This window comes from Anoxybacillus flavithermus (genome assembly GCF_002742685.1).
GTDB classification, from domain to species: domain Bacteria; phylum Bacillota; class Bacilli; order Bacillales; family Anoxybacillaceae; genus Anoxybacillus; species Anoxybacillus flavithermus_E.
The window spans coordinates 25,485-38,565 of record NZ_PEDM01000006.1; the positions used below are offsets into that span (position 1 = coordinate 25,485).

9 protein-coding genes and 1 other annotated feature are annotated in these 13,081 nt (G+C 39.8%); of the genes, 4 read left to right on the plus strand and 5 right to left on the minus strand.

The window, feature by feature from the left end; translation table 11 throughout:
• Nucleotides 1-18: 18 nt before the first annotated feature.
• Complete coding sequence (locus CS060_RS04765; RefSeq protein ID WP_003398366.1) at nucleotides 19-651, minus strand: GNAT family N-acetyltransferase; 633 nt, start codon at nucleotides 649-651, stop codon at nucleotides 19-21.
• 167 nt (nucleotides 652-818) lie between these two features.
• Here CS060_RS04765 and acsA point away from each other — a divergent pair, with 167 nt between their 5' ends.
• The gene (gene acsA, locus CS060_RS04770; protein WP_035047563.1) at nucleotides 819-2,537 is read left to right on the plus strand and encodes an acetate--CoA ligase; all 1,719 of its coding nucleotides are present in this window, start codon (nucleotides 819-821) and stop codon (nucleotides 2,535-2,537) included.
• 25 nt (nucleotides 2,538-2,562) lie between these two features.
• Here the strand turns inward: acsA and CS060_RS04775 are convergent, their stop codons facing one another.
• On the minus strand, nucleotides 2,563-5,349 hold the full coding sequence (locus tag CS060_RS04775) for a transglycosylase domain-containing protein (RefSeq protein WP_099668735.1): 2,787 nt from the start codon (nucleotides 5,347-5,349) through the stop codon (nucleotides 2,563-2,565).
• A 138-nt stretch (nucleotides 5,350-5,487) separates the two neighbouring features.
• Nucleotides 5,488-5,713: a binding site (T-box leader), on the plus strand.
• Nucleotides 5,714-5,764: 51 nt separating this feature from the next.
• Between CS060_RS04775 and tyrS the strand changes: the two genes are divergently transcribed.
• A complete protein-coding gene (gene tyrS / locus CS060_RS04780) occupies nucleotides 5,765-7,024 on the plus strand; it encodes a tyrosine--tRNA ligase (protein WP_099668747.1) in 1,260 nt (419 codons plus the stop codon).
• A 37-nt stretch (nucleotides 7,025-7,061) separates the two neighbouring features.
• On the opposite strand, the gene rpsD is transcribed toward tyrS, so the two are convergent.
• On the minus strand, nucleotides 7,062-7,664 hold the full coding sequence (gene rpsD / locus CS060_RS04785) for a 30S ribosomal protein S4 (protein WP_035047556.1): 603 nt from the start codon (nucleotides 7,662-7,664) through the stop codon (nucleotides 7,062-7,064).
• Between the two features lie 386 nt (nucleotides 7,665-8,050).
• Between rpsD and CS060_RS04790 the strand changes: the two genes are divergently transcribed.
• Nucleotides 8,051-9,898: a sensor domain-containing diguanylate cyclase gene (locus tag CS060_RS04790; RefSeq protein WP_257211120.1), complete on the plus strand. Its 1,848-nt coding sequence runs from the start codon at nucleotides 8,051-8,053 to the stop codon at nucleotides 9,896-9,898.
• Nucleotides 9,899-9,924: 26 nt separating this feature from the next.
• Here CS060_RS04790 and msrC read toward each other — a convergent pair whose 3' ends face one another.
• Complete coding sequence (gene msrC / locus CS060_RS04795) at nucleotides 9,925-10,410, minus strand: free L-methionine (R)-S-oxide reductase MsrC (RefSeq protein ID WP_035047559.1); 486 nt, start codon at nucleotides 10,408-10,410, stop codon at nucleotides 9,925-9,927.
• 13 nt (nucleotides 10,411-10,423) lie between these two features.
• Complete coding sequence (gene hisJ / locus CS060_RS04800) at nucleotides 10,424-11,212, minus strand: histidinol-phosphatase HisJ (RefSeq protein ID WP_099668737.1); 789 nt, start codon at nucleotides 11,210-11,212, stop codon at nucleotides 10,424-10,426.
• Between the two features lie 163 nt (nucleotides 11,213-11,375).
• Here hisJ and ezrA point away from each other — a divergent pair, with 163 nt between their 5' ends.
• Entirely contained in the window at nucleotides 11,376-13,067 is a 1,692-nt protein-coding gene (gene ezrA / locus CS060_RS04805) for a septation ring formation regulator EzrA (protein ID WP_035050594.1), read from the plus strand.
• The last annotated feature ends 14 nt before the right edge of the window (nucleotides 13,068-13,081 follow it).

Genomic DNA, 13,081 nt, shown 5'->3' on the forward strand with positions numbered 1-13,081 from the left:
TCCCCATCCCCTTTGTTTTTAGTACATAAAGCGGTTCATAAAGCGTAGCTGATCGAATTTTTGAATGGATTGTTGATCGACGCGTTTTCCGATTCGAGCCATTAAGCAATTTGCCGGGTGCGAGCAAATTTCCGGATCGTCGGTTGCGTACCAAACAAGCCCACCTGCATTCATCATTTTCTCCATTACTTTTCGATATTCCCATACGTTTAATCCGGTTCGTTTTAAATCCCAATGCCAATAGTACTCTGTTGTAATAATGATGTAATCTTCCATCGCATCGTCCATCATAGCCACTTTCAATAAATTTTTTCCGACACCGCAACCTCTAAAATCTGGAATGACCTCAATTGCACCAAGCTCGATTAAGTTTTCCATCTTCCCTTGTGACCATCTTTCAAGCGGGTCCGGATATAAAAACGTGACGTAGCCAACGATCGTATGACCGTGGCGGGCAATAATAATTCGTCCTTCTGGAAGACCGGCAATCTCGATGAGCGCCTGATGCTGTTGATGAGGCTGCCGAAATGCTGTTAAATCATGATGAAATTCATAGCTAGCCAATTTTTCTGGAGAAATTGGTCCCTCAATAATTAACGTTCCTTTCGGTGTTTTTAATTGTTTTGCGTTATATGTTTTTTTATGCTCCATTGCCCCACCGCCTACTGAAATAATCTCACTTCAATTATACATAAAAAAATAAAAATTAAATCGTTTTCACAATAAACATAAATGAAAATTTTTTAAAAATTGAGAAATTGTTTATAGTATAATATAATACGAGTGTAGAAACTTCAAACAAGGGGGAGTTTGGGATGATTAAAGTGGAAACGCTACCAGTCATTCAAGGGGATTTCAACTTAAAAAATTATGAAGAAACGTATCGAACGTTTGACTGGTCTGAAGCAGAAAAACATTTTTCGTGGTATGAAACAGGAAAAGTAAATATGGCGTACGAAGCGATTGATCGCCATGTAGAAACGTTTCGAAAAAACAAAGTAGCCTTGTACTACCGCGATGCGACAAGAGAAGAAAAGTACACGTTTAAAGAAATGAAGGAGTTTTCAAACAAAGTAGCCAACGTGTTAAAAGAAGTAGCTGAAGTAGAAAAAGGTGACCGCGTCTTTATTTTTATGCCTCGCTCGCCTGAACTATACTTCTCTGTGCTTGGTGCGATTAAAATTGGCGCAATTGTTGGGCCTCTTTTTGAGGCGTTTATGGAAGGTGCAGTCCGTGACCGTTTAGAAGATAGCGAGGCAAAGGTGATTATTACGACGCCTGAACTATTACCGCGTGTACCTGTAAATGAGTTGCCGGCATTAAAATACGTATTTTTAGTTGGAGATGACATTAAAGAGGAAGGGCCATTTTTTGATTTGAAAAAACGAATGAACGAAGCAAGCAAACATTTTAATATTGAATGGGTCGGACGTGAAGATGGACTCATTTTACACTATACATCTGGTTCAACAGGAAAGCCAAAAGGTGTATTACATGTGCATAACGCCATGATTCAACATTATCAAACGGCGAAATGGGTATTAGACTTAAAAGAAGACGATGTATATTGGTGTACCGCTGATCCAGGCTGGGTGACTGGAACATCATACGGCATTTTCGGTCCGTGGCTTTGCGGAGCATCCAACGTCATTGTTGGTGGTCGCTTTAATCCTGAAGCGTGGTATAAAACGATTGAAGATTATGGTGTAACGGTATGGTATAGTGCACCGACAGCATTCCGCATGTTAATGGGTGCTGGGGACGAACTTGTGAAAAAATTTGATTTACGTTCACTTCGCCATATTTTAAGTGTCGGTGAGCCGCTCAATCCAGAAGTTGTACGCTGGGGAATGAAAGTATTTAATCGTCGCATTCACGATACATGGTGGATGACAGAAACAGGGGCACAACTTATTTGCAACTATCCGTGCATGGAAATTAAACCAGGATCAATGGGAAAACCGATCCCAGGAGTGAAAGCAGCGATCGTTGATGATCAAGGAAATGAGTTACCGCCATATCGCATGGGGAATTTGGCGATTAAAAAAGGTTGGCCGTCGATGATGCGCGCGATTTGGAACAATCCGCAAAAATACGAATCATACTTTTTACCTGGTGATTGGTATGTTTCTGGAGATTCTGCATATATGGATGAAGATGGATATTTCTGGTTTCAAGGTCGGATTGATGATGTCATTATGACCGCAGGGGAGCGTGTTGGTCCGTTTGAAGTAGAAAGTAAGCTCGTTGAACATCCTGCCGTTGCAGAAGCTGGTGTCATCGGAAAGCCAGATCCGGTGCGCGGTGAAATTATTAAAGCGTTTGTCGCTTTACGTGAAGGGTACGAGCCGTCTGAAGAGCTAAAAGAAGATATTCGCAACTTCGTGAAAAAAGGTTTAGCTGCGCATGCCGCACCACGTGAAATCGAGTTTCGCGATAAACTACCAAAAACGAGAAGCGGAAAAATTATGCGTCGCGTCTTGAAAGCTTGGGAACTAAACTTACCGACAGGCGATTTATCAACGATGGAAGATTAAAAAAATCGGGCATGGCCCGATTTTTTTAGTTTGTTGATGACTGTTCTTCTGTTGGTATTTCTATCGGTTGTTCATCGGTTGATTGTTCGGGTGGTGTCACAGGTAACAGACGAACGATATTTGACGGATTTGATTCCAATCCAGCAATATCAACAGCAGTAACGTAATATATACCCTGTTTTAACGGTACGTTTTTTTGTTCTCCTTTACGTATCGTTGTCATGACTTGAAACGGAGCTGTTTCGGATGAAGCGTAGTATACCCGATAACCGATGACGTCTTGTTCATGATGTTCGTTCCAAGCTAGCGTCGTTCCTTTTTGTTGTACTGCTAGTGGATCAGGTTTTTTTCCGTTTTCTTGAAGTTTTTTTGCGACAAATACATGTTTCCATTGATCGTTTTGCGGGAGTAATTGGCTCATATCTTTTATATGTTGAATTCCCCATTGTTCAAGTAACGAAGCATCGATCATCACGCCTTCTTTTGTGAATTCTTTTGGTGTTGTCGGTAAAGAGGCGTATCGTTCCCCGTTTAGCTCAACGAAAGTTCCGCTCATTAAATAAGGGTCTTCTTCTTTCGGTACAAATGCGACATTAAACAAGTCGCTTTCTATAAGTCCGAATCGTTTACACGTTTCCGATGGAAGCAATCCAGAAATAGCGCAATATGAACGTTTAACAATTCCGCCTGGCATGTTGAATCGTTCTTTTGGAGCAATCAGTTCTGGGCGAATATCGTATGCTCCGTTCATTAACTGTGCCCATAACAATAAGTTTCTTTGGGAATATGACAGTCCTTTGTAGCTTTTTTCGAGCGGCTTTGGTGTATCATATCCCATCCAAGTGCCGAACGTCACATTTGGATTTGTTGCGACAAACCAAGCATCTTTTGTATTTTGACTCGTTCCTGTTTTTCCAGCCCAATCGGCAGAAAATTTTAGTTTGCCATTTAAGAAAGCGGCTGTGCCGGAACGAATGACGTCACGCATCATATCAATTGTTAAATAAGCAGTCTGTGGTGAAAATACTTCCACCGGCTTTGTTTTGTGTTCATACACGATTTTCCCATTTTTATCGACAATTTTTTCGATTAAATATGCGTCAACGAACTTCCCACCATTCGCAAACGTAGCATATGCGTTTACGTTTTCCTCAATCGTTACCCCTTTTGTTAAACCGCCAAGTGCAAGGGCTAAGTTGTTTCCGTCCCCTGTCGTTAAACTCGTAAAGCCCATTTTTTCTAAATATGAAATGGGGCGTTGGTCGATGATGCGCGCATATGTCCGAATCGCGGGGATGTTATATGATTTTTTCAATGCATGACGAACCGATGTTAAGCCGTGCGTTTTTCCATCCGCATTTTTTGGTCGGTATGGACCTTGTCTTGTTGGAATTTCCAAATCGATGTCTGGAATAACAGAGCCAGGTTGAACGATCCCCATTTCCATCGCTGGTGCATAAACAAGAAGTGGCTTCATTGTTGAACCGTTTGAACGATACGCTTGTGTTGCGTGATTGAGTTGCTCTCGTTTATAATCTCGCCCGCCCACGAAGCTAATGATCCGACCTGTTTTGTTTTCAATTAAAATAGCCCCGACTTCGACTGGTTGCCGGACAGAAATGATTTGGCCTGTTTTTTCATCTTTTTTCCGTACAACCGTATCACTTCCAAAATAAGGATATTTTTCAACTATTGCTTTCATTCGTTCATATATGTTTTTATCAATTGTTGTATAAATTGTATAGCCATTTTGACGTAGTTGCTTTTCTGCTTTTTCAGCATATTCTTTATATAGTTGATCGTTTGAGCGTACATCTTTTCGTTCATATCCGTCTTTTTTCGCTAATAGATCAATAAAAATATCTTTTGCACGTCGTTCAATTTCAAACGTGAGCCACGGATACTTTTCAATAGGAGAAGGCAAAGAAGACACAAAATCTTTCGTAATATCATACGCCAGCGCTTCTTTATATTGTTCTTCCGAAATGTATCCTGCTTTTTTCATGCGGGATAATACGGTTTTCATCCGATTTAGCGCTGGGGATAAATCGTTTTTTAACTCCCCGTCGCTTGTAAATGGTGTATAGCGAAACGGACTTTGTGGTAATCCTGCTAAAAAAGCTGCTTGTGGCAACGTAAGTTCCTTCGCGTCGATGCCAAAAACGCCTTTTGCAGCAGCTTGGATGCCCGCAATATTTCGTCCAGATGCGTTTCGTCCAAATGGTACAACGTTGATATATGCTTCTAAAATTTCATCTTTTGAAAAAAACTTCTCAAGGCGTAAAGCAAGCAACACTTCTTTTGCTTTTCGCTCAAATGACACTTCACTCGTCAAAATTTGATTTTTTACAAGTTGCTGTGTTAACGTACTTCCTCCGCTACGTGTGGAGGAGTTTGTCGCTTCTTGAAAAATGGCACGTATAATAGCTTTTGGTACAACGCCCTTATGTTCATAAAAATGTTCATCTTCTGTCGCAATGACCGCTTGAATGAAATAAGGTGAAACTTGTGAAAGTTTGATTTCGTCACGTTCTAAATCTGAACGAAAATAGCCGAGATATTCACGATTAGCGAAATAAATATGTGTTGTTTCTTCATAGTTATAAATATCTTTTTTCATCTCTTTGTACGGAATCGGTTTGGCATCTTTCACAAGTGAGGCGAAATACCCTGCACCGACACCGAAGGCAAAGCTGAACGCACATAAACTTACGATCAATATGATTAAACATACATTCCAAATAACCTCATATGTAATCGTAAAATGACGCCATAGTTTTTGCCATGAAAATCGGACTTTTTTTTCTGACATAGTGACCTCCCATCCGTATTGTATTTTCATTATTATATCATAATTTGTATTTTCGTATCGGATAATGTCTAAATTTGTTTGAAGATCTTGACAATGATTTATCGTTTATGATAAAAGAGAGTATGCTGACATGTAAATAATCGAGCGATGAACGGAATGAGTAGTGCTTATCTCCCTGCGAACAGAGAGCTAGTGGTTGGTGCGAACTAGCGCATAGGTGAGCATGAATTACCTCCGTGAGCATCTTTTGCGAACCGCTTATGCGAAAAGTAGCAAAAGACGGTGTAGACCGTTATGTCAATGAAGTGAGAGAACATGTATGTTCTCTAAGTAGGGTGGTACCGCGATGAAACTCGTCCCTTCGTGTGAAGGACGAGTTTTTTTGTTTGAATCTAAAACAGAAAGGATGGTTGAGATGGATTTACTTCAAGACTTACAATTTCGTGGTTTAATTAATCAAATGACAGATGAAGATGGGCTAAAAGCGCTGTTGGCAGGAGAAAGTGTAAAAGTATATTGCGGTTTTGACCCAACAGCAGATAGTTTGCATATTGGCCATCTTCTCCCGATTTTAATGTTACGTCGCTTCCAACAAGCAGGGCACCAACCGATTGCGCTAGTCGGAGGAGCAACAGGACTCATTGGAGATCCAAGCGGGAAAAAAGCAGAGCGGAAATTGAATGAAAAGGAAACTGTTGCATATTACAGCGAGCGAATTAAACAACAGTTAAGCCGTTTTTTAGATTTTGATACTGACAATAATCCAGCCATTATTGCAAATAACTATGAATGGATCGGTTCGCTTGATGTCATTACGTTTTTGCGTGATGTGGGCAAAAACTTTGGGATTAACTACATGCTTGCGAAAGAATCTGTACAGTCACGATTAGAAACGGGAATTTCATTTACGGAATTTAGCTATATGATTTTACAGGCATATGATTTTTTAAAGCTGTATGAAATGTACGGATGTAAGTTGCAAGTAGGTGGTAGTGATCAATGGGGGAACATTACGGCAGGATTAGAGCTCATTCGGAAAACAGAAGAAGATGCGAAAGTGTTCGGATTAACTGTTCCTCTCGTAACAAAAGCAGATGGAACGAAATTCGGTAAAACTGAAGGAGGAGCGGTATGGCTTGATGCTGACAAAACGTCGCCGTATGAGTTTTATCAATTTTGGATTAATACAGATGATCGTGATGTTGTAAAATATTTGAAATACTTTACGTTTTTATCTCATGAAGAAATTATACAGTTAGAAAAACAAACTGCGGAAGCACCGGAAAAACGTGCAGCACAAAAGGCGTTAGCTGCCGAAATGACACGTCTCGTTCATGGAGAAGAAGCGTTGCAGCAGGCGATCAACATCTCTGAAGCACTATTTAGCGGGGAAGTATCCAAACTAACGGCAAATGAAATTGAGCAAGGGTTTAAAGACGTACCATCGTATGTATGTCATGAAAAGGAAGTAGCACTTATTGATTTGCTTGTTGCAAGCAGCATTTGTCCATCAAAGCGCCAAGCGCGTGAGGACGTCACAAATGGAGCTATTTACGTAAATGGTGAGCGTGTACAAGATGTGAATAAAGTGATGACAAAAGAAGATCGCATGGAAGGTCGATTTACAATTATTCGTCGCGGTAAGAAGAAGTACTACTTAATTCGTTACGAATAAAAAATCCTCTCTGCTACAAGCAGAGAGGATTTTTTCATTAACGAGAGTAGAACTCAACGATTAATGCTTCGTTAATTTCTGCAGGCAATTCAGAGCGTTCAGGTAAACGAGTGTAAGTACCTTCTAATTTGTCTGCATCGAGCGTTAAGTAGTCAGGTACGAAGTTGTTCACTTCAAGCGCTTCTTTAATAATTTGAAGGTTGCGAGACTTTTCGCGAACAGAAATCGTTTGACCTGGTTTTACGCGGTAAGATGGAATATCAACGCGGCTGCCATCAACTAAAATATGACCATGGTTAACTAATTGACGAGCTTGACGGCGAGTGCGCGCGAAACCTAGACGGTAAACAAGGTTGTCTAAACGAGACTCAAGTAGGATCATGAAGTTTTCACCATGTTTACCAGGCATTTTGCCTGCTTCTTCGAACGTTTTACGGAATTGACGTTCGTTTACACCGTACATATGGCGAAGCTTTTGCTTCTCTTGAAGCTGCATACCATATTCAGATAGTTTTTTGCGTTGTCCTGGACCATGTTGCCCTGGTGGGTAAGGACGTTTTTGTAATTCTTTACCTGTTCCGCTCAATGAAATGCCGAGGCGACGAGAAATTTTCCATGTTGGACCTGTATAACGAGCCATAAATGCTCCTCCTTTGTTTTTATTTTTGGTAAAATAAAAACAGTCGTGCCTCACCATTTATCGCCATTTTGTTTTCATGTATCCTCGCCCTAGCAGCTGAGAGTTACACGATACAACCTCCGATTAGAGAATAACGCTCTCTATGGGGAACAAAATGGACATACAAATGTGAGCACAAAGGCTGCAATATTTTACACAAAGGCTATTATAGTTTTTTTTTTCGCCCGAGTCAATCATTTTTGTATAGTCTTTATCATAAGGATTATGGTATGATATAATCAGTAGGTCTTGAGCTTTAGAAATATTACAGAAACTCTCATTTTTTTATTTATATGGTTTTTACATATCATATAAAGAGAGGAAGTACGTGCGGGTGAGTGAAAAAAATGAACGTTCAAGAACGCGATCAATACGCTATATTTAAACAAAAGTTTTTTGATTGGTTTTTAAGTGAAGAAGATTTTTCAGATTTACCTCGCATGATTCAAGCACTGATCACCCTATTGAAACACGAGTTTCGTTTATTAGATGTTACGTTTTACACGCTTAACCCGTTTAAGCATGCCTTTGAGCCTGAAATGACGACAGACCAAACGATTGAACAGCATCGAGAAAAACATATCATTCCGTTTGATGATCAGTTGAAAAAACAATTTGATGATGTTGTGATTTTGGATGCTGGAAACGAAATCAAGACGGTTCAGTTCGGTATACATTTTTCAGAAGATTCATGCGCACTTGTTCGTTTTCGGCTACATGAACGAGATATGTTACCGAAAGCGTTTATCAAACAAATAAAACGTGACTTTTTAAAAGTGTTTGCTCGCATTCGTAAAGTGTCCGAAGTGTTAAGTGAAGAAAAAAGATATGAACAATTGCATCGGGCGGCAACAAAAATTCACGCGTCGATGAATATTGGAGATGTGCTTGAAGAAATCGTAAAAACGTTAAAAGAAGTGTATCCGACGTTTACATGCCATTTGTTTTTATCTTATGATAGCACGACAGATCGTGATTTGCCGATTAAATTACTGACGTTTGAAAATGAAGATGAGCATATGGGTGCGATGCAGGCATATGTGACGGGACAAATCCAATTGCACGATTCGCTCGTTTATAAAAAGTCTGTCATTTATGCTCCGATTAAAGGAGCACAAGGAATTTACGGCGTCATTGAAATGATTGCTCCGACGATCATGGAGCTTCCAGAGCGAGAAATGCGCTTTATTTCCTTATTGGCAAATACGGCTGGCAGCGCATTAGAAAATGCAAAATTATATGAACAATCGAGACGATTAATCGCCGATTTACAACTTATTAACGAGACGATTCATCACTTAAATACAAATTTACGTTTCCAAGATGCCCTACAGTTTATGATTGAAAAAATTAAAACATCGTTTGATGCGGAGGAAGTCGGTTTTATTATTTTACAAGAAAAAGAGCGAAAAGTACTTCCGGGTAGTACAGATTTTTTTCAGTCACGTGAAGCAAAGCCATATGTTGATTTCGTTTTTCATCGCATTCAACATCCGCGTGATACGTTATTTTTGGGTGATGTAAAAATTCATAGCACCTATACGAAACGTTTTCGTTCGCTCATGGCTGTACCAATGATGCGCGGGATGATGAAAGGTGTAGCGATTGTTTTACATCAAGAGGCATATCATTTTTCGTTTGATATGTTCAAATTGTTGCAGTCGCTTATTCATCATTCGACATTGGCATTTACAAACGCAGCGTTGCGTGAAGAACTCGAACGTATGGTCATTACAGATCGACTAACAAATTTATATGCACGTCATTATTTAGATGAACGCATTCAACGTTCGATGGAAGAGGACGGTTTAGGGACATTTATTTTAATAGACATTGATAATTTCAAAAAAATAAACGATACGTACGGACATCAAGTAGGCGATGAAATTATTATTCAAGTAGCGAATATTATTAAAGCAAACATCCGTCAAAATGATATTGGGGCTCGATGGGGTGGAGAAGAACTTGCTATTTATTTGCCAAAAGTGTCCATTAATGCAGGTTTATCGATTGCAAACCGTTTAGTACAAAAAGTTCGCGAGTTAACAAACCCATCGGTGACCATTTCTTGTGGTGTATCGTACTGGAAGAAAAATCGCGCAGACTCTGTGAAAGAGTTATTCAATCGTGCCGATGAAGCGTTATATACGGCGAAACGGACAGGAAAAAACCGCGTTGTTGTGCAAGAATATTAAAAAGAGGCCATTTGTCGGCCTCTTTCTTATATGTTGAGATAGTGAACGAGCGTTTCAACAAAACGTTGTAAATACTGTTCATCTATTTCATCAAAGCGATTTTTGATCGGGCTGTCAATATCGAGAACACCGATGACAACACCGTTTTTCATCATTGGGACGACAATCTCAGATTGAGATGCCGCATCGCATGCGATGTGACCCGGAAACGTATGAACGTCAGCAACGCGTATTGTTCGTCTTTCAGCGGCGGCTGTTCCGCATACCCCTTTACCGAATGGAATGCGTACACATGCCGGCAATCCTTGGAATGGTCCGAGAACGAGTTCATTTCCTTCAGCTATATAAAAACCGACCCAATTAATGTCGTGTAAAAAGTAATTCAATAGGGCGGAAGCATTGGCTAAGTTCGCCACAACATTTTTTTCATCCGAAATTAACGCTTTTAATTGATCGATGACAAGTGCATAATTTTCTTCTCTTGTCCCTGTGTATGTTTGTGCATGAAACATGTATTCCACTCCTTTATATCAACATATGTTCAATTCCTTGGTGAAGGCCAGCGACCGAGTGAGCATCCGAGCCGTACACGAGCGGAATGCCGCGTTTTAACGCTTCTTTTACGACCCAATGAGGCGGATACGGCTCTAAGCAGAGCGGTTTTACTACACCAGCCCCGTTATAATCGAGTTCTAATTGCCTATTTTTCATTTCGTCAAGAATACGCGCAATAATTTTTTCTTCATCGTATTCACACGGATAGGCGCGTTGAAACTTGTGAATAAGCGTGGGGTGACCGATGCGTTTTGGTTTATATGTCCCCAAATCAGCAACGATGGAAGCTAAAACGGTTTTGTAATATGCATCATATACTCGTTCAATAGAATGAAAAGCTACAATGATGTCGCCAAACATTTCTTCGCTATAATCAATACACATGTATCGATCGTCAATGAGTAAAAAATGAACAGATAAAATACTGTCGTCTAATTGCGGACCAATTTCATTTAAAAATTCCTTCGTTTTTTGCTCATATCCGATGATAAAATCAACTTCTAATCCGATGCGGATGCGAATATGTCTTTCGTACTGTTTTTTTAATGATTGTAAAATTGATACGTACGATGCTAGCTGTTCCTCTTTCATCGCGCTATCTTGATAGGGGGTGGGGTCTATAAATCCTTTTGGAAGCGGTGCGTGTTCGGTAAATGAAATATCTGTATAACCAAGCGAAATCGCTTTTTCGATGTATGCATGCAACGCATCATCGCTTCCATGAGGACAAAACGGTGTATGAATATGTCCGTCACGCACATTGTTCACCTCTTTAGGCGCAAAGTTCGACAAAAATCACGTTTTTTAGGAAAAAAATTAAAATTTTTGGTCAAAAAATGTTGCTAACATGGTATCATAAAATCATTGAAAAGAAAATGCCTTCTCCATAAAAAAAGAAAGCTTGACAACAAGGAGGCCCATTATGGAATTTGTAGCGATTAGTGCGCTCCTCGTCATCGGAGGACTTACATATACATATGTGTACCGAAAACGTTTATATAAACAAATCGATCAGTTAGAACAGTGGAAAATTTCTTTAATGAATCGCCCTGTGCCCGAGGAACTGTCAAAAATTAAATCGTTAAATATGATGGGAGAAACAGAGCAGTTGTTTGAAAAATGGCGAAATGAGTGGGATGATATTGTTGCTGTGCAACTGCCGAATATCGAAGAAAAGTTGTTTGATATTGAAGAATCGGTTGTCAAATATCGGTTTATGAAAGCGAAAGAAGCGTTACATCAAACGGAGCGACAGCTAAAAGATATTGAAGGAAATATTCAACGTATTTTATTAGAGTTACAAGAATTAGTTGGAAGTGAAGAAAAAAATCGTGAGGAAATTGAACAATTCAAAGAGAAGTATCGTCAAGTCAAAAAGGCGATGCTTACCCAGCGACATACATTTGGTCGCACAGAAGCTGCCCTTGAAGCGCGATTAAATGCCCTTCATCAACAATTTCAAACATTTGAACAGTTAACAACAGAAGGGAATTATTTAGCAGCTCGTGAAGTCGTATTACTCATTCAAAACGAACTAAATGAATTACAACGTTTTATTGAACACATTCCGCTTTTGTTAAGTGATGCACAAGTTGAAATTCCAGCACAATTAGATAATATTATTGAAGGATATCGTGAGTTGGTGGAAAAAGGGTATGTACTTGATCATCTTCCGATAGAAAAAGAAGTGGAAGCGATCCGTGGAAAAGTATCCCAAGTGCTCACGTTGTTAGAAACGCTTGCTGTCGATGAAGCAGAAAAACTGCTTCGTGAAGCGCAAGAAGATGTAGATACGCTGTACGATTTATTAGAAAAAGAAGTGTATGCAGAACGTTTTGTTGATGAGGAAACAGAAAAAATTGAGCAAACGCTTTATGAGTTAGAAGAAGAAACGAAAGAAACGCGGGATGAAACATTGTTTGTCCAGCAAAGTTACCATTTATCACAAAATGATCTTGATAAATATCGCCAAATTGAAAAGCAAGTGCAACAGTTAACGAAACGGTTTATGTTAATTCAAACGAAAATGATCGAAGAACGTTTAGCTTATTCGCTTATTCGTGAAGAGTTAGAGGAAATTTTGGCGCAAATTGCTGCGGTGAAAGAAAAACATGTTCAATTTCGTGAACATTTATATGCGTTGCGTAAAGATGAGTTAGCGGCACGTGAGAAGTTGGCAGAAATGAAAAAACAATTGTCGGAAGCGATGCGGCTTGTGAAAAAAAGCAAGCTTCCTGGCTTGCCAGAATCTTATATGCTACAAGTAAGTGAGGCGCGTGAAAGTTTAACGCGTGTATCGCTTACGCTAGATGGAAAGCCGCTAAATATGGAAGCTGTTCATCAAGCGTTGGACGAAGCGATTGTTTTCGTGGAAAATGTATGTGATCAAACAAAAGAACTAATTGAACAAGCTCAATTAGCGGAAAGAGTGATTCAATACGGCAACCGCTATCGTCGCCGTTTTCATGCGGTGAATGCGGGACTAGAAGAGGCGGAACAACTATTTCGACGATACGAATACGAACTAGCTTTACAAAAAGCGATTGCTGCAGTCGAGCAAGTGGAGGAAGGAGCATTTGAACGTATTCGTGAGTGGCTAAAAGAAAACGAGTGAAGGAATTTCCCTCA